The sequence below is a fragment of the Angustibacter luteus genome, from assembly GCF_039541115.1.
GTDB lineage: Bacteria > Actinomycetota > Actinomycetes > Actinomycetales > Angustibacteraceae > Angustibacter > Angustibacter luteus.
In genome coordinates, this window is the sequence record NZ_BAABFP010000008.1 from 376,532 (window position 1) to 393,435 (window position 16,904).

General features: G+C 69.1%; 17 protein-coding genes. 7 read left to right on the forward strand and 10 right to left on the reverse strand.

The annotated features are described in order from the left end of the window. The first annotated feature begins 3 nt into the window (after nucleotides 1-3). On the forward strand, nucleotides 4-483 hold the full coding sequence (locus ABEB17_RS18790; protein WP_345718280.1) for a VOC family protein: 480 nt from the start codon (nucleotides 4-6) through the stop codon (nucleotides 481-483). 113 nt (nucleotides 484-596) lie between these two features. On the opposite strand, the gene ABEB17_RS18795 is transcribed toward ABEB17_RS18790, so the two are convergent. Next, nucleotides 597-2,027, reverse strand: a complete 1,431-nt coding sequence (locus ABEB17_RS18795) for a CCA tRNA nucleotidyltransferase (protein WP_345718281.1) — start codon at nucleotides 2,025-2,027, stop codon at nucleotides 597-599. Between the two features lie 323 nt (nucleotides 2,028-2,350). Here ABEB17_RS18795 and ABEB17_RS18800 point away from each other — a divergent pair, with 323 nt between their 5' ends. Together ABEB17_RS18800 and ABEB17_RS18805 are read left to right on the forward strand one after the other, a co-directional pair. Then, complete coding sequence (locus tag ABEB17_RS18800) at nucleotides 2,351-2,749, forward strand: VOC family protein (protein ID WP_345718502.1); 399 nt, start codon at nucleotides 2,351-2,353, stop codon at nucleotides 2,747-2,749. Between the two features lie 528 nt (nucleotides 2,750-3,277). Continuing rightward, on the forward strand, nucleotides 3,278-3,580 hold the full coding sequence (locus ABEB17_RS18805; RefSeq protein ID WP_345718282.1) for a hypothetical protein: 303 nt from the start codon (nucleotides 3,278-3,280) through the stop codon (nucleotides 3,578-3,580). A gap of 11 nt (nucleotides 3,581-3,591) precedes the next feature. Here ABEB17_RS18805 and ABEB17_RS18810 read toward each other — a convergent pair whose 3' ends face one another. The 3 genes from ABEB17_RS18810 to ABEB17_RS18820 are packed head-to-tail and all read right to left on the reverse strand — an operon-like array spanning nucleotide 3,592 to nucleotide 5,976. Continuing rightward, entirely contained in the window at nucleotides 3,592-4,548 is a 957-nt protein-coding gene (locus tag ABEB17_RS18810; protein WP_345718283.1) for an NAD(P)-dependent alcohol dehydrogenase, read from the reverse strand. Between the two features lie 37 nt (nucleotides 4,549-4,585). Beyond that, nucleotides 4,586-5,614, reverse strand: a complete 1,029-nt coding sequence (locus ABEB17_RS18815) for a DNA polymerase IV (protein ID WP_345718284.1) — start codon at nucleotides 5,612-5,614, stop codon at nucleotides 4,586-4,588. Nucleotides 5,615-5,634: 20 nt separating this feature from the next. Then, nucleotides 5,635-5,976, reverse strand: coding sequence for a DUF2200 domain-containing protein (locus tag ABEB17_RS18820; protein ID WP_345718285.1), 342 nt, complete (start codon nucleotides 5,974-5,976; stop codon nucleotides 5,635-5,637). A gap of 64 nt (nucleotides 5,977-6,040) precedes the next feature. Here ABEB17_RS18820 and ABEB17_RS18825 point away from each other — a divergent pair, with 64 nt between their 5' ends. Then, the gene (locus ABEB17_RS18825; protein WP_345718286.1) at nucleotides 6,041-6,478 is read left to right on the forward strand and encodes a VOC family protein; all 438 of its coding nucleotides are present in this window, start codon (nucleotides 6,041-6,043) and stop codon (nucleotides 6,476-6,478) included. 13 nt (nucleotides 6,479-6,491) lie between these two features. Here ABEB17_RS18825 and ABEB17_RS18830 read toward each other — a convergent pair whose 3' ends face one another. Further along, nucleotides 6,492-6,926, reverse strand: a complete 435-nt coding sequence (locus ABEB17_RS18830; RefSeq protein WP_345718287.1) for a DUF1801 domain-containing protein — start codon at nucleotides 6,924-6,926, stop codon at nucleotides 6,492-6,494. Nucleotides 6,927-7,200: 274 nt separating this feature from the next. On the opposite strand from ABEB17_RS18830, the gene ABEB17_RS18835 reads away from it, so the two are divergent. Together ABEB17_RS18835 and ABEB17_RS18840 are read left to right on the forward strand one after the other, a co-directional pair. Further along, nucleotides 7,201-7,734 (forward strand): hypothetical protein, encoded by a 534-nt coding sequence (locus ABEB17_RS18835; RefSeq protein WP_345718288.1) that lies wholly within the window; start codon nucleotides 7,201-7,203, stop codon nucleotides 7,732-7,734. An 8-nt stretch (nucleotides 7,735-7,742) separates the two neighbouring features. Further along, complete coding sequence (locus ABEB17_RS18840; RefSeq protein WP_345718289.1) at nucleotides 7,743-8,336, forward strand: GNAT family N-acetyltransferase; 594 nt, start codon at nucleotides 7,743-7,745, stop codon at nucleotides 8,334-8,336. Between the two features lie 12 nt (nucleotides 8,337-8,348). Here the strand turns inward: ABEB17_RS18840 and ABEB17_RS18845 are convergent, their stop codons facing one another. Then, nucleotides 8,349-9,800 (reverse strand): MFS transporter, encoded by a 1,452-nt coding sequence (locus tag ABEB17_RS18845; RefSeq protein WP_345718290.1) that lies wholly within the window; start codon nucleotides 9,798-9,800, stop codon nucleotides 8,349-8,351. A gap of 100 nt (nucleotides 9,801-9,900) precedes the next feature. Here ABEB17_RS18845 and ABEB17_RS18850 point away from each other — a divergent pair, with 100 nt between their 5' ends. After that, nucleotides 9,901-10,602 (forward strand): TetR/AcrR family transcriptional regulator, encoded by a 702-nt coding sequence (locus ABEB17_RS18850; protein WP_378226987.1) that lies wholly within the window; start codon nucleotides 9,901-9,903, stop codon nucleotides 10,600-10,602. A 1-nt stretch (nucleotide 10,603) separates the two neighbouring features. Here ABEB17_RS18850 and ABEB17_RS18855 read toward each other — a convergent pair whose 3' ends face one another. The 4 genes from ABEB17_RS18855 to ABEB17_RS18870 form a co-directional block, all read right to left on the reverse strand. Beyond that, nucleotides 10,604-11,950 carry an RNA polymerase sigma factor gene (locus tag ABEB17_RS18855; protein ID WP_345718292.1) on the reverse strand — a complete coding sequence of 449 codons (1,347 nt, stop codon included), beginning with the start codon at nucleotides 11,948-11,950 and terminating at the stop codon, nucleotides 10,604-10,606. A 22-nt stretch (nucleotides 11,951-11,972) separates the two neighbouring features. Next, nucleotides 11,973-12,347 carry a YciI family protein gene (locus tag ABEB17_RS18860; protein ID WP_345718293.1) on the reverse strand — a complete coding sequence of 125 codons (375 nt, stop codon included), beginning with the start codon at nucleotides 12,345-12,347 and terminating at the stop codon, nucleotides 11,973-11,975. Nucleotides 12,348-12,450: 103 nt separating this feature from the next. Next, nucleotides 12,451-13,527 (reverse strand): pentapeptide repeat-containing protein, encoded by a 1,077-nt coding sequence (locus tag ABEB17_RS18865; RefSeq protein WP_345718294.1) that lies wholly within the window; start codon nucleotides 13,525-13,527, stop codon nucleotides 12,451-12,453. Next, entirely contained in the window at nucleotides 13,528-16,830 is a 3,303-nt protein-coding gene (locus ABEB17_RS18870) for a peptidoglycan-binding domain-containing protein (protein ID WP_345718295.1), read from the reverse strand. Between the last annotated feature and the right edge of the window lie 74 nt (nucleotides 16,831-16,904).

Genomic DNA, 16,904 nt, shown 5'->3' on the forward strand with positions numbered 1-16,904 from the left:
TTCGTGGGTGTCGACCATGTGTCCTTCACGGTCACGGACCTCGATGCGAGTCAGCACTTCTACTCAGGGGTACTCGACTTCCTCATGGTGCTGGACGTCGGCTACGGCCGGATATTCATGCATCCCGAGACGGGTTTCACGCTGTCGCTGATGAAGCATGACGGCGCGCACGGCGGTCGCTTCACTGAACTGGCAACCGGGCTCGACCACCTCGGTCTCACCGCCGGATCACGCGAGGACCTCGAGGAGTGGGAACACCGCTTCGACGAGCTGGGTGTGACCTACACGCCGATTCGAGACATGGAGTTCGGCTACCACCTCAACTTCCGCGACCCCGACAACATCGCGCTGGAACTCTCCGCCCCCAACCAACTTCTGCTGGCGGCCAAGCAGGCACTGGCCGATGGGCGGGTGAGCGAGTCAGACATCAGCGCCTTCGTCGAAGACAACAACCTCGACCTCCCCAAACCCGAGGACGGCTGAAGCACAGCGAACTAGGTTCGCGCGGGCCGAGACGAGGCAGCAGCGGCGCCCGAAGTGCCGCGGCCACGGTGCGCCTCTTCGCTGCGTCGGACGCGCCACCGGGGCTTGGGCGCTCAGCTGGAGGTGTGCAGGCGCGCGGCGAGCCACGTCTTGGCGCCGGCTTCGTCCTCAAACTCTCCGTCATCCTGCGCCGCAAGTGCCGCCCGCAGCAATGGACCGAAGGCTGGACCGGGCATCATGCCTACCTCGATTAGGTGTTCACCGCGCAGCAGACCCGTAACCGGAGTCTGCTCAGCGCCGACTTCCTCCGCGAGGGCCAGCCAGGGACCAGTGCCGCCGGGACGGGACCCGCGGCCGCGGCCACCCTTGTCGGCCTCGACGACTAGTGCCCATTCGGTCATCGTTGCCGGGGCCAGCCGGCGGGCAAGGCGGCGTACCGCGGCCGCCGTCGGCTTGTTCGTCGACGCGGTCACCATGTGCTCGGCGACCAATGGCAGTACCCGCCGTGTGAGGTGGTGAGGCGCGCCGATCGCACGCAGAAAGGTACGCGCCGGGGCTACGCCGGCCTCGGCGTGGCCGTGACTCGAGACCTTGAGGGTTCCATCCTTGCGGCGCGAGAACTGGGTGTGGTCGACCTTGCCGACGTCGTGCAGCAGGGTGCCAAGCACGATGACCGCGCGGTCGTCGCCGACTAGCCCTGCCTCGTCCGCCAGCCGTGCCGCTTGGTCGCCGGCCAACCCGGTGTGGGTGAACACGTCGCCTTCGGGGTGCCACCGCAAGTCCTGCTTCAGCCCGCGGAGCGCGGAGAGTTCGGGGAAGTGCACGTCCCATCCGGTTTCCACCAGAACGGTCAGGGCCCGGGCCATGTGCTTACCGCGAGTGGCGATCTTGTACCACTCGGTCCAGACCCGCTCGGTCGACAGGTGCTCAAACTCGCCCACCAACTCCCGGCATAGCTCAGCCGTCTCGGGCGCCAGACGCAGCCCGAAGCGGGCAGCGAACTGCACCGCACGCAAGACCCGCAGTGGATCCTCCGCGAACGCGGGCGTCGTGTGCCGCAGGACGCCGGCCCGGAGGTCGTCCAAACCGCCCCAGCAGTCGACCAGCTCGCCGGTCGCTGGGTCGAACAGCAGCGCGTTCAGTGTGAAGTCGCGTCGCGCAGACGCCTTAACCAGGGACGTGCGCGGATCGGCGACAACGTCGAATCCCCGGTGCCCGTCGCCGGACTTCACTTCTCGGCGGGGCAGGGATACATCGAAATCCTGCCCGTCGACGCGGACTTTCAGCACGGAGAAGGCGCGGCCGACCTCGTCAACGAGTCCCACAGTTCGTAGCGCGGCGGCGACAGCGTCCACGTCCAGGTGGAACACCTCGACGTCCACGTCCTTGAACGTGAGCTCCGGTTCAAGCAGTGCATCGCGCACCGATCCGCCGACCACGAAGGGGCGGCCTCCCACGGCGGCCAACGCGTCCAGCAGGGTGCTTGCAGCCTCGGACAGCCGGAATGTCCCTGGGAAGGGAACCCGACTCTCGAAGCCCGTCATCGTGCCCCTTCCAGTGGTTCGACGCGCGTTGCCAGAACAGTTGGCCGGGACAGGCAGAGTAGGCGTCCCTGGTCCCCTGCCGCACGTGGGCCCACCGAGGGTGCCGAGCCATGGCTCTATCAGCGCGGCCGGGTTCGGGGTTCGATAGAACGCCGATGATGGGCGCGATGCGCACCAACGGCTGGGTTCAGCAGGTCGCCATCGACGAGGGCACTGTCCCGGGGTGTCCACGGCTGAGGCCCAGGGTCCCCACCACGCTCTAGTCTGAACAGGTGCTCACGAACCGGTCGGCGCCGCACGCGCGCGTGACCCCCGTCCTGACCGTGGCTGACGTCCGATCGGCCGTGGCCTGGTACATCGAGGTCTTCGGCTTCGTCGAACACGTCCGCATCGGCGACAGGCATCGCTCGCAGCTCGGCCTCCCGGACGGGCCGCCAGCCGAGCTGGTGGTGGCAGAGGTTCGGCCAGGACGGCGAACACCGGAGAACGAACGCTCCCACCAGGTAATGCTGAAGGTCGCGGACGTCGCGAGAGTCGTCGAGACTGCCGTGGCCCGGGGAGCGCGGCTGGTCGATCCGCCGCACGACTGGGAGTACGGCGAGCGGCAGGCCGCCATCGATGATCCGTTCGGGCACCAGTGGGTGCTCAACCAAACGCTGACCGACGTGGCGCCCGAGCAGTGGGGCGGGAACACCGTGACCCCGCGAGCGCCGTCCCCCTAGCCGCCGGCCGCCCCGGAGCCTCCCGCGGAGCTAGCCCGAGCGAGCCTGAGTAGCGATGGGACGCCCGCCCTCGAGCACGTGCTCGTCGATATGAACCTGGCACAACATGGCGGATCGCCCCGCCCGGCCTCGTTCGCCCGCTCATCGGCAGGACCGCTCATGCTCGGCGGCGCGACCGCTCGGTGAGATGACGAAGAAGGGGCACACCAGTCGTCCGAGGTGCCCCATCTCTGTCACCTCAGCATGGGTTCAGGATGACGGCGGCGAGATCAGAGAAGTGGGGCGTGGCGCCGACCTCAAGTGCCCCACTTCTCTGCATTCGACGGATGCACTCATCTCGGCATGAGAGTGCGATTGAGCTTCATGGCCCGAGCCCCGAAATGGGACAGGCCCAGTAAGGGACGACTCAGCGCCGACCAGATCGAGACGATCTTCGACCAGGCGCGACGGTCGACGACGTGGACGACGTAGCGGCATCCTGGGGCCCTCGACCCCTGCCTTCGCGCGGCAGGCGCCTAGCCTGTGCTGGTGACCCTGGACGAGGTTGGCCGGTACGCGGAGTCGCTCCTTCACGTCAAGCGCAAGGGAACGCAGTCGCGTCCCGCCTGGTACGTCCACGACCGGCTGGTGGTGCGCCTGCAGGACCCCAACACGGTGGTGATCCGGGTTCCGCTGAGCGAGCGGGAGTCACTCCTCGAGCGCTTCCCGGACAGCTTCGGCGTGCCCCCTCGCATGGAGGCGCATCACAAGGTCGAGGCCTATCTCGATCGGGCTCAGCCGCAAGCTGTTCGCACGGCCATCGACCTGGCGTGGGAGATGCAGCGTCATTGACCGGCCGCCGGTCAGGTTGGCAGGACCACCACCTTGCCCAGCGCGAGCCCCTCCCCGACGTACGCGAGCGCTGCCGGCACCTGGTCGAGCGCGAACGTGCGGTCGACGTGGATCGCCACGGACCCGTTGGCGCACAGGTCACCTAGCCGCGTGAAGTGGCCCGGACCTTGCTTCACCGCCAGCACTCCGATCGAGCGGCCGCTGACCACGCCGAGCAGCGAACCGGCGGTGAGCACCCGCAGCAGCGTGCGGACCGAACCACCTACACACCGGTACCGTCCGCGCCGGGCGAGCGCGCGCCGGTAGGCGTAGACCGACCGGTGGGCGACCAGGTCCAGGACGAGGTCGTAGGGCTGGGCGGTCCGGGTGAAGTCGTCCTTCCTGTAGTCGAGCACGTCGTCGGCCCCCACCGACCGCATGAAGTCCAGCTTGCCGCCGTTGTCGACCCCTGTGACATAAGCCCCGGCCTGCTTCGCCAGCTGGATGGCGAAGGACCCGGAACCACCGCCGGCCCCGTTGATCAGCACGCGGTCACCTGCCGTGGCCCAGCGCGTTCCCTGCAGTGCGATCGCGCCCGCCTGCGGAATCGTCGAGGCCGCCGCGAACGACAGGCCGGACGGTTTGAGGGCCAGCGCCGACTCCGGGACCACCGCGTACTCCGCGAAGCCGCCCTTGAGCGCGAGGTTGTCGCCGTACACCTCGTCGCCGACCCGGAACCGGGTCACCCCGCCCCCGACGTCGGTGACTACCCCGGCGACGTCCGACCCGAGCGTCCGTCGCGCGGGCGACCGCAGGCCACCGATGCGCGCGTATGCCGGGGACCCGCGCAGGCACTCCCAGTCGCTGAGGTTCACCGACGTTGCCGCGACCTTGATCAGCACCTGATCGGCTGTGGGGGCTGGCGTCGGCACGTCCTCGACCCGCAGCACCTCGGGTCCGCCGTACCGGTCGTAGACGACTGCCTTCACGCGCACTCCCGTTCGCTGCTGGGGATCGTGGACGGCCTCACCGGGACAGCTCGGCCCGCACACCGACCAGGCGGACGGCGCGAGGTTCGAACCGCGCGAACGCCTCGAGCGCGGCCTGCTCGATCGCGGTCGCCGAGGTGGTGGGTTCCGGCAGCACCCGGCTGCTCGTGCGGGTGGTGAAGGGCACGAACCGCACCTTGAGGACGACGCGGACGGCGTCCCGCCCGGACTCCGCGACCTCACCGGCCACCCGGGTGGCCAGCTCCACGACCTGCGCTCGGACGTCGTCCCAGTCGTGCAGGTCCTGCTGGTAGGTCACCTCGCGGCCGAGCGAACGACGCTCGCGCGGGCTCTCGCGCACGGCGGCCGAGTCACGGCCCGCGCCGATCCGCTGCAGCCACGGGCCGGTGGTCGGGCCGAACCGGGCGGAGAGCGCCTCGACGTCCGCGCCGGCCAGGTCGCGGACGGTGGCGATGCCCAGCTCGGCCAGCTTGGTCGACGTCTTGCCTCCGATGCCCCACAGCGCGGACGGCGGGAGGTCACCGAGCAGGTCGAACCAGGTGGCGGCCGTGAGCCGGAAGACCCCCGCCGGCTTGCCGTAGTCGGTCGCGATCTTGGCCTGCAGCCGGTTGCGGCCGATGCCGACGGAGCAGTGCAGTCCACTCGCGGCCAGCACACGGCGTTGGACGTCGCGGGCGACCGCCTCGGGGTCGTCGTCCGGTGGGTCGTCGATCCCGAGGAACGCCTCGTCCCAGCCGAGCTCCTCCACCTCGTCCGTGACCTCGTGCAGGGCGGCCATCACCGTGGCCGACGCTGCTTCGTAGTGCGGCCGGTCGACGGGCAGGAAGACCGCGTCCGGGATCCGCTTAGCCGCCGTGCGCAGCGGCGTGCCCGAGCCGACGCCGAGTGCGCGGGCCTCGTAGGACGCGGTGCTGACCACGCCACGCTTGGTCGGGTCACCGTCACCACCGACGACGACAGCCAGGCCGGCGAGCTCGGGGTGACGCAGGACCTCGACCGCGGCCAGGAACTGGTCGAGGTCGACGTGCAGCACCCACCGGGTCACCGGCCCATCATGCCGCGCGGCTAGTCCCTCAGGACCTTCTCCATCGACTTGCCCTTGGCGAGCTCGTCGACCAGCTTGTCCAGGTAGCGGATCTTCTGCATCAAGGGATCCTCGACGTTCTCCACGCGCACGCCGCACACCAGCCCCGTGATCGACGATGCGCGCGGGTTGAGGGAGGCATCGGCGAAGAAGTCCTCGAACGTCGTGCCCGCGGCCAGGTGAGCGCTCAACGCTGGCTCGTCGAACCCCGTGAGCCACTGGATCACCTCGTCCAGCTCGGCCTGGGTGCGCCCCTTCTTCTCCACCTTCGCCACGTAGTGCGGGTACACCGACGCGAAGCTGGTCGTGAAGATTCTGCTCACACCGAAGCAGCGTAGTGCCACCACGTCGGATCACGGAGGTTGCTGAGTCGGTAGCGTGCAGCGCATGCCCATCAAGCTCGAGAACGTCGGGATCGCCGTGCGCGACCTCGAAGCGACGATCGCCTTCTTCACGGACCTGGGGCTCACCGTCCTCGGACGGGACACGGTCAGCGGGGAGTGGACCGACACCGCCGTCGGCCTCGACGGCAACCACGCCAAGATCGCCATGCTCCAGACTCCGGACGGCAACGGTCGCCTCGAGCTCTTCGAGTACATCCACCCCGAAGCGATCGAGACGGAGCCCACCCGACCCAACGAGATCGGCATGCACCGGGTGGCCTTCTCGGTCGACGACATCGACGCGGCGCTTGAGATCACCGCACGCCACGGCTGTCACCCGCTGCGCGGCGTGGCGACCTGTGAGGACGTGTACAAGCTCAGCTACGTCCGCGGCCCCAGCGGCATCATCGTCATGCTCGCCGAGGAGCTGAAGAAGGGCTGACGTCAACCGGCGCCTATCCGCGCCGATCCACACCCATGCCGTGTCGGATGGCCGCGTGCAGAACATCGACGTCGACCACCGAGAGCCGTCTGAACTTAATGCAGTAGCCCGTGACGGTGGCCTTGCCGATCGAGTCCGCGTAGGTGCGAGCCAGGAAGGTCTTGTCGTCGAGGCCGAGCACGTAGACCGAGATCCCAGAGGTGTTGGCGCTCAGGCCGATCCGATAGAACTCGCGAGACGACCCGTCGGCATAGGTGATGGCGTACTCGCCGTAGCCGATGTTGGGGTTGGCCACGACCTTGCCGTCGTCGTTCGTGCCGTCGCTGAACCACAACCTGGCGTCGGGGAACTCGGCGAGCAGGCGCGCGTGCAGCTGGCGAAGGTCGGCCTGCTTGGGCTCGGGCAGCCCCGCGAGGTACGCCTCGACTCGGTCCGGGATCGCGGTCACGCGCCCGACGCTACAACCGGGACCACGACGGAACGAGGTTCGCGGTGGCCACGGCGCGCAGCGTCGAGCTGACGGTGGACTTTCGAGGCACCTGGCCGCCATGATCTGCTCCACCCGACAGACGTCCGGGCGCGCCGAGTCGTCCAGGAGGCCCGCAGTGAGCGTCACCACGGACGACGGGTCAGGCCGCCCACCGCTCCCACCCACGGGACCTGGTCACGATGGACAGGACGGCCCGATGGCCGACCGGACCGGTCGCCTGCGTGGGCCTTGGGTGGCAGGGGTCGGACTGGCCACTGCGGTGATGCTGATCGTCGCTGCAGCGTGGTGGACAACCCACCCCAAGGCCTTTCTGGACTCTCCGAACTACGAGGCCGCGGCAGCACTGCCGACCGAGGGCATGCACGCCATCGCCTTCGCCGTCATCGACCCCGGTGTTGGCCGCCATGGCACCGTCACCTTCCGTCAGATCACCGCGAACGTCGTGCAGAACGACGCCGGCGCCGGCGTGCACCTGAGCGTCTGCCGCCTTGACCCTGAGCGCCTGGACGGTTCGGTCATCGGGGCGATCGACGTCGCGGACCTCTCGGACTACTGCCGCACCCTGGAGCCGGTGCGAGGAGCGACCTTCGACCTGGACGCCGCGTCCGCGAGGCAGTCGCAGATCGTGCTGACCATCACGCCCACCCGTCCCGGAGTGGTCAAGGTCAACGGGGTCCGGGTGAGCTACCGACAGGGTCTGCGCTTCGGGGAGCAAACCACGGGTCCACACCTCACCGTGACGTCCAACGAGCCAGGGTCTCGCTAGGCTGCGGTGTGCCCGAGTTCACGTGGCGACCGGCCAACCAGGCAACGACCGAGGACGTCGAGACGGTGTTCGACACCGGCGGCGCCCGCAAGTGCCGCTGCCAGGCCCTGAAGGTCCCCGGCTGGATCTGGCGCGACACCACCCAGGAGCAGCGGGACGCCGCCCTCCTGGAGCAGACCGGTTGCGGCACAGCCGGACCCACCTCCGGCCTGATCGGCTACCTCGACGGCGAGCCCGCCGGCTGGGTCGCGGTCGAGCCGCGGGACAACTACCCCAGGGTGTGGAGCCGGAAGCAGCCGTGGATGCGGATGGACCCTGACCTCGAGGGCGTCTGGTCGGTCACCTGCTTCGTCGTCCGCAAGGGCTACCGCCGGCAGGGCCTGATGTACGAGCTGGCGGCCGCCACCGTCGAGTACGGAAGGCAGGTCGGCGCCCGCGTCCTGGAGGGCTATCCCACCGAGCCGCCGCCGGAGAAGACCGTGATCTGGGACGAGGCGTCGGTCGGGCTGCTGCAGGTCTTCCTCGACGCCGGGTACGAGGTGGAGGCCTCGCCGACCCTGCGCCGGCGGGTGGTGCGCCTCCCCCTCACTGGGACCTCGTGACGCGTCCCCGCGTCAGTGCTCCTCGGTGGAGCGCGAGTCGGTGAGTGAGAGCGACCCGTACGTCGCCACGAGTCCGACGATCGCCCCGAGCACGAGGAAGGTGACCCGCTCGCCGTGGAACAACGACTGCACCAGCTCTGAGCTCCACACCCCCCGCGGGAGGCTGGTGGTGACCAGGGCGGCGATCATGGTGCCTACCACCGCCGTCCCGACGCTGGTGCCGATCTCCTGGGCCGTGTCGTTGAGCGCCGCGCCGATCGAGGTGCGGTTCGCCGGCATCGCCGCGACGAGCGCCACCGCGCAGATCGTCATGATGGTGCGCAGTCCGACGGTCAGGACCACCATCGACACCGCGATGGCGACGTACCCGTGCTGCACCCCCCAGGCCATGCCCAGCAGCGAGACCACCAGCAGCCCCGTACCGATCAGGCAGGCGATGCGGTGCCCGAACCGCTCGGCCAGCCACTCCGAGAGCGGAGTCGCGGCGATCATCGTGATGATCAGCGGCAAGTTGGCCAGGCCGGCCCGCATCGGGCTCCAGCCGTACGCGTACTGGAAGTGCAGGATCAGGCCGAACATCACGCTGGCCATGGTGATCGAGGCGCCCATCTGGGTGATGGCGGCACCTCGTGCCGGACCGCTCGAGAACAGCCGCAGGTCGAGCATGGGGAATGTCGTGCTGCGCTCGTGCCGAACGAAGGCGACGACGGCCACGACGGCGCCGAGCGCTGACGCCAGAGTGATGCCGGACAACCACCCGTGCTCCACGCCGCTGGTGAGCGTGTAGCAAGCGAGACCGATCCCGGCGATGCTGAACGCCGTGCCCGCGAGGTCCAGGGGATCCGTCGTCAGGTCCCCCGGCCGGTCGGCCGGCACGCCCAGGCGTACGCCGATCCAGGCGAACAGCGCGATGGGCGCGTTGGCGATCAGCAGCCACTGCCAGCTCAGGTGGGCCAGGACCGTGCCACCCAGAATCGGGCCGAGCACGAACCCCGACATGCCGACGATCATGACGACGGTGATCGCGCGCATGCGCAGCCTCTCCTCGTCGAAGAGCCGGAAGATCAGCGACATCGTGACCGGGGCCATTGCTGCGGCGGCAAAGCCGAGCGCGGCGCGCAGGGCGATCAGCTGGCCCGAGGTCGAGACGAGGATGACGCCGAGGCTCAGGACGCCGAACGCCCCGAGGCCCGCGAGCAGCACCCGCCTTCGGCCGAGCCGGTCCGCCGTCGCGCCGGCGGTCAGCAGCAGGCCGCCGAACGTGAGGGAGTAGGCACCGGTGACCCACTGAAGGGCGGTGGTACTGCTCCCGAGATCGCGCCCGATAGTCGGCAGCGCGATCGTCAGCAAGGTGTTGTCCACCATCTCGACGAAGAAGGCGAGGCACAGCGCGAGAAGGGGAAGAGCAGCCGCCCGCAGGGACCGGTAGGTCGGCGCTGGCGTTGAGGTCGTGGTTACCGTCATGACTCACCTCCGTGGTGTCGAACGCCGTTCGATGATCGAACGACATTCGATACGATAGAACAACGTTCGATATGATGCAAACCATGATCGGAAGCTGCGCATGACACCGGCCCAGGACACCCCACGCGGTACCCGCCGACGCGTGTCGCACTCGATGGAGTCCGTGCTCGCCGAGACCATCGCCCTCCTCGACGAGTCCGGCGAGTCGGCCCTGACCTTTCGGGCGCTCGCGGCCCGGCTGGGTGGCGGCGTGGCCAGCGTCTACTGGTACGTGACCAGCAAGGACGAGCTGCTCGACCGGGCGACCGACGAGGTGATGGGGCGAGTGCTGGTCGACACCGAGCACCTGTCCACCGGACCCGACCCGATCGCGAACCTGCGCGCGCTGTCGCTCGCGTTGTTCGACCAGATGGTCCAGCGGCCGTGGTTCGGCTCCTACATGCTGCGAAACACCGGTCTCCAGCCCAACTCGATGCAGATGTTCGAACGGCTGGGCCAACAGGTCATGCGACTCGACATCACGCCGAAGCAGCGGTTCCACGCAGTCTCGTCCGTCGTGAGCTACGTGGTCGGGGTGGCGACGGACATGGCGCAGCCGCCCCCACCGGAATTTCTCGAGAGTGGCCTCGAACCCGCCGAGTTCATGAAGATGTACGCCGACCGCTGGCGTGCGCTCGACCCCGACGACTTCCCGTTCACCCACCAGATCGCCGAAGAGTTCGAGCACCACGACGACGGTGAGGTCTTCCGTGCGGGACTCGACCTGCTGCTCGCGGGACTGCGGGCGCAGGCCGAATCCTGAGTCACCCTGGCTGCCGCGAGGCCCCCGGCCCGCTCGGTGCGTCGTACGGCGACGTCGACACCGGCGTCGACGCCTGCTTCCGGTTCAGCTCGGCCCGCCGTTGCAGCACCGCCCGCTCACCCTCGTTCCTGGTGAGCGCGACCGCCTCGGCGAACGCCTCGGCTGCCTGCGCGGGCAACCCGGCCCGCTCGAGTAGATCTCCACGCACGCTCGGCACGAGCGGTGAGTCGCCAAGCGCCCCTGCGTCCAGTCCCGCCAGCACCGCGAGCCCCGCGTCCGGGCCGAACGCCCGCCCGTGCGCGACGGCCCGGTTGACTTCGACGACCGGTCCCGGTGCGGCCTCCGCCAGGACGTCGTACAGGGCCGCGATCCGCCGCCAGTTCGTGTCCTCGACCCTCTTCGCACTGGCGTGCTGCGCGGCGATCGAGGCCTGCAGGAAGTACTTCCCGACCGGCGTCCCGCGAGCGGCCAGCAGCTCGGCTCGCTGCAAGGCGCCCAGGCCGCGCTTGATCAGCAGCTGGTCCCAGCGCGCTCGGTCCTGCGCCTCGAGCAGAACCGGTGCGCCGTCCGCATCGAGCCGGGCGGTCATCCGCGAGCCCTGAAGCTCCAGCAGTGCCTGCAGTCCCAGCACTTCGGGCTCGTCGGGAGCGAGGTCGGACAGCATGCGTGCCAGCCGCATCGCCTCGTTCGCCAGGTCGGGACGCATCCAGGCCTCACCGGCGGTGGCGGCGTACCCCTCGTTGAAGATCAGGTAGATCACGGCCATGACGTCGTCCAGCCGCCTGGTCCGCTCCGCCCCCGTAGGCAGCTCGAACTCGGCGTGCGCCTCCGACAGCGTCTTCTTGGCTCGCGAGATGCGCTGGCCCATCGCGGTTTCGGTGACCAGGAAGCCGCGGGCGATCTCGGCCGTGGTGAGTCCCCCGACCAGGCGCAGCGTCAGGGCGGCCCTGGAATCGGCCGTCAGGCAGGGGTGGCAGGTCAGGAAGATGAGTCGCAGGACGTCGTCCGCGATGTAGTCGACCTGGGCGTCGAGGTCGGGCATCTCGTCCTCCTCTCCCCGACGGGCGTGCTCGAGCTCGGCGACCTTGCGGCGAAGGGTGTCGGCGCGCCGGAAGTGGTCGATGCCGCGCCGCTTCGCGATGGCCATCAGCCACGCGACCGGGTTCTCCGGGACGCCGGCGCTCGGCCACTGCTCGAGCGCGGCTACCAGTGCGTCCTGCGCCAGGTCCTCAGCGAGCGCGACGTCACCTGTCATCCGGGTGAGGGCGCCGACGAGGCGGGCCGACTCGGCCCGCCACGCGGCGACGATGACCCCGTTCGGGTCATCCTTCCTGGTCTTTGCCGGCACGGGGCCAGCGTAGGAGCCCCGATCAGGCGCCGGGCTCCTCCGGGCCGGCGGAGATCTGGCGCAGGGTCGCGACCACGGTGACCTCCGGCCAGTGCTTGGCGTGCAGCTCGGCGAACTCCCGCTGGTCGGCCACGGCCTCCTCGAGCGTGTCGTACTGCATGATCGCCCAGCCGCCGACGACCTCCTTGGCCTCGGCGTACGGGCCGTCGACCCGGCTGACCTCGCCCTGGCGGACCACGAAGTTCACGGCGTCCTCGGTTCCGTACAGCCCGCCGCCGTCGAGGAACACGCCCTTGGCCGCCCGCTCGCCGATGTGCACGTCCATCGCGTCGAACAACGCCTGCGGCGGCGTCCCGATGTTCTCTTCCATCCGCACGAAGCCCATGAACCGCGGCATCCTGATCACTCCTACTGGTTGCTGGTGAGTTGCTTGTCGCACGTACGTCGAACGAACGTCAGGCTCTTCGACATCACATCTCAGAAGTTTTTCACAGTGGGTCTCAGGGTCTCTGCGACTCTGGCGGCGTCAATACGCGATCAGCGCACGTCACGCCTCGCGGTGGTGTCCCGTCGTTGGGCCACCTGGTCAGGAGGTCGCACGTGACTCCCCGCAGCCGGGTACCGCTGATGTTCGCTCCCCTCAGGTCCGCGCCGACGAGGTTGGCGTCGCTCAGATCCGCATGCTGCAGGTCGGCCCCTGTGAGGTCCGTGTTCGTGAGGTCGGCCTTGCCCAGTGCCGCACCCATGAGGTGCGCTCCGCGCAGGGTGGCGCCGTGCATACGGACGCCTGGCGCGTACACGTTCTCCAGGTGTGCGTCGTCGAGGTTCGCATGCCACAGGGTCGAGTCGGCCAGACTCGCCTTCTGCAGCCGAGCGCCCTTCAGGTGAGCCCACACGAGGTTGGCGCTGCTCAGGTCGGCGGTGTACAGATCCGCTGCGGCAAGGTTCGCCATGCTGAGGGAGGAGTGGGCGAGGAACGTGCCTCGAAGGTCGGCGCCCGGCAGGTCGGCGTCGTCGAAGCGCGACCGTTCGATGCTCGCACCGGCGAGGTCGATGCCCGGCAGGCTGCGCTTCATGAGGTCTGCGTGCTGCAGACCCAGTCCTCGAAAGACGTAGTGGCCAATCTCTCGGTCGGAGTTCGCCCGCTGGATAGCCGTGGTCGGCGGGTCGAGCTTGACTGCCGCCAAGATCATCAGCGCCCCGACGATATCTGGGTTCACCTTGGTGTACCTCCCGCGAGCCGTCCTGGTGGACCCCGCCAGCTCGTGGGCGTAGAGGTAGGCGACGAGAATCTCCTGGACCTGCTTCTGGTAGCTCCCATCGTCCGCGGCCAGCCGCTGCATGGCGTACATCGAGCCCAGTCGCACATCGGGGCTCGCCGATCCGAGCTGCTCGACCGAACGACTGAACCGTTCGGCGACGACGGTCTGACGGGTGCGCTCGGCCTGCTCCCGGTTCTGGCTCGCGGTGCTGTAACCGCTCCACAGGCTGACCGTCACACCGGCCACGGCGGCCGCCGGCAGGAGCCAGTTCCGAAGGTGCTCGGATACGGGCGCGGTGGCCTCTGAACCGGCCACTCAGACCATGCCGAGCAGGCACCGCCACGTCGTGCCGTCCACGTCACCCGGAGCGCCTTGAGCTCCGGCGAGTCCGGCCGCCGTCTGGAACTGCTTGACGTACTTGGCGGTGATGGGTCCGAAGTCGCCGTCCAGGGCGACCTGGGCGGTGGTGAGGCCTGGGATGTTGGCCAGGAGCAGGGCCTGAAGCCGTTTGACGGCGGGGCCCTTCGAGCCCAGCGCGAGGAGTGGAAGCGTGGCAGGCATGAGTTCTCCAATCTGCGGGACGCCGTCGACGATGAAGTCGGCCAGCGTGAGCATGGCGATCGCGTCGTCGATGGGCGGCATGCTGTCTGCGGCCCGTTCGGTCGGTTCGTTCAGGTGCTGGTCGAGGCGGTCGCGCAGCACGCTGACCTTGGCCGCTGCTAGCGCGACCAGCTGCGGCGCGAAGTGGGGCGGAGCGGTTGCCGACGTGTCGTCCATCCCCCACCAGGTCACGAGAGCGGCCACTCCCGGGAGACCGTTGCCAAGCGGCGGCGTCGGCGGGTCCGCCGGGTCCGTGGGCTCGGTCGGCTCGCCGGGCTGACCTGCAGGCGGCGGCTCGGCCTCCAGCAGGGTGCGCAACAGGTCGTCGGTGGCGAGCGTCTTCGGCATTCCGAGGGTGACGACGTTGTCCAGCAGCAAGCGGGCACCTTCGACGACGTCCGCTGCGGAGCCGAGGGCACGTCCGGCCGCGCTTCTGGCGTTGTCGCGCAGCGTCTTCAGGGAGTCGGTGACGCTCGTCATCACCTGGTCGACAGCGGCTTGTGCGCCCTCGGTGGGAGCGAGGCCGCTCATGCACGCGGCTTGCAGGTTCAGGCCCGTGGTCCAGTTCTCCCGGACGGCTTGGGCCGGCGTCTCGGTGGCCGAGGGCGGGTTCGCGTCGTTGGTGCTGAACGTGGTGCCGAAGGCCGTGCCCCACCCGGCGATCTGGGTGCCGGACCACCAGATGCCGACATTGACCCCGCGGCGCCACTTGTGCACCTCTCGGCCGGGATCGGGCTTGCCGACGACGCTCCCGGGCTCGGGGCGCCCGGAGACCTCGTCCCCGGGGCGTTGGGGAGTGACATCGAACCAGCTGGCCTCGCAGGACACGGACAGGGACGTGTCGGCGGCGCCGTTGAACCAGCTCGCCACGATGAGCTCCGGTGGGACGTGGCTGGCGATGGCGGGCGGAGGCGGGAGTCCGCCCCCCATGTGGTCCAACGCGGGAGGCTTGTACAACAGGCGCTGCCCGGGCGGACCCCAGGGGTTGGGAGCCGGCGTGCCCGCTGGATGGCCCTTCGGCCCGCCAGCCTGGTCGAGGCTGGTTTGGACGGCGGCGTCCATGTCATCGCCGCAGGCCTTCACCGTGGCGGCGTAGTGGTCGATCAGTGCGTGGAAGAACGCCACCCTCGGGGTGCCGTCGTGCTCGACCGTGATCGAGCGCAGGCAGTCGCGGATGTGGGTTCCGGCTGCCCGGAGGTCGTCGTTGCGGTCCGGCGCCAGGTGCTGGGCAAGGCGAGCCTGCTCCACCAGCAGCTGGGCGTGCGCGCGAGCGGCCATCGTCCAGGTCAGCGGGTTCCCGCACATGGCGTTGTTGGCGAACAGCGGCCCGGCCCCGGCCAGTCGTGTGCAGCCGTCGAGATAGGCCAGGTTGCGGTCCTGGCTGACATCCGTCAGCTCGCCGGCGATCTTGTCCGCCGAGAAGTCTCGCCCGAGCGTGCCCATCTCGGCCTCGTCGTTGGCGGTGACGGTGCCCCAGGTGCGGAACTTGCCGGCGAACCCCAGGAACGCGTTCAGGCTCATGGGGACGTCGACGCGCGTGTCCCAACCGATCCCCTCGGAGATCGCGTCGAGCAGGTCGCGCCGTCCGACGACGACGGCGTAGTTGCCGACCGCCGTCTCGATGCGGTGCAGCTGCGCCGCCTGCTCGAGCAGCTCGCCCTGGATCTGGTTGAGGTCTCCCTCGATGCGTCCGAGCTCGACGACGACCTGGGAGAACGAGGTGGCCATCGACTGGTACATGGCGTTCAGCGTCTTGTCGATGCGGTCGAACCGCTCTTCCATCCGCTTGCCGAGCTCGGCGACCTGCGTCTGGAGGTTCTGGATCCCTTCCAGGATCATCTGGTCCGGATTGGGCTCGTCCATGCTGATGAGGAACGACAGGACGCCGACCACTGCCCCGACCACGGTCCCGCAGAGGGCGGCGCTGGCGATGAGCCCGCCGGCCTGGCCAGCGATCCTCGTCAAGTTGGCGATCTGGTTGACGGCCTTCAGGCTGGCCTCGGCGATGGTGATGATGGCGCCGCCGACGACGGAGATGGCGCGCGCGAGCTTGGGGTCGATGAGCCCGGCGATGGCCACGATGGCGCCCAGGTCGGCCTTGGCGGCGTCCAGCATGCCTTGGTAGACGTCGGCGACGTCCTTGGCCCGCTGTTGGGCGGCGGCTTGCCGGGCCTGGTCGTGGATCCAGGACAGGATCTCCTTCTGGCCCCGGTCCAGGTCGCCGAGCACGGTCAGGACCTGGGTGAAGCCGGCACCGACCTGGTCGTGCAGGCTCGTCAGCCGGGCGGCCAGGTCGGCGCGGAGCTCGTCGACCTTGATGGAGACACCGCTGTCGACGTTGACCGTCACGTACTGGTTGAAGGTCTCGCGGTTGTTCTGCACGATGCGCGCGGCGGTCAGGTCGTCCTTGAGCTGGTCCGGGGGCTTGTCGTTACCCAGCCGGATCTCCGGCAGGCCCTTGGTCAACGCATCCAGGCAGGCCGCCGACTGGGAGCAGGACCGGTAGGCAACGGCCACCTGGGCGGCGGCGTCGCCGCGCCCGTACTCGTCGATGATGTTCGACATCTGGGTCTGGGCGTTGGTGCGCTTCTCGGCGGCCAGCGCGTCGTTGATGCCGAAGGCGTCCTTGATCAGGCTGGCCGCCGGGTCGATCATCCAGGACAGCTCCTTCGGCGCCATCGCACCGAGTCCCTTGAGCAGGAAGTCGCCGGCGTAGACCTCGATCTGGGTGAACGGGTCGAGCTGCCCCTCCGTGACGTACTTGTCGTACTGCACGAGCTTGCCGTTCGCAGCCTCGCGCAGCTGGTCGCCGGTCCAGCTCGGGTTCTGCCAGTAGTAGTGCAGCAGCTGGTCGACGTAGAACAGCCGACGCAACCGCTCCGTCCCCGTGTAGGTCGCGAGGAAGACTGTCGTGTACGGGTACGGCGACTGGGGTGGCAGGGTCACCGTCCCCTGCGCCTGCTGCGCCCCAGCCTGTGCCGGCGCACCCAGCTCCACCTGCTCGATCGTGTTCGCCATCATCCCTCCCCCTGGCGTTCCGACGAGGTCGGATCGCCGCTCCTGCGCCACTGCGCCCGATGTGGTTCACAGGT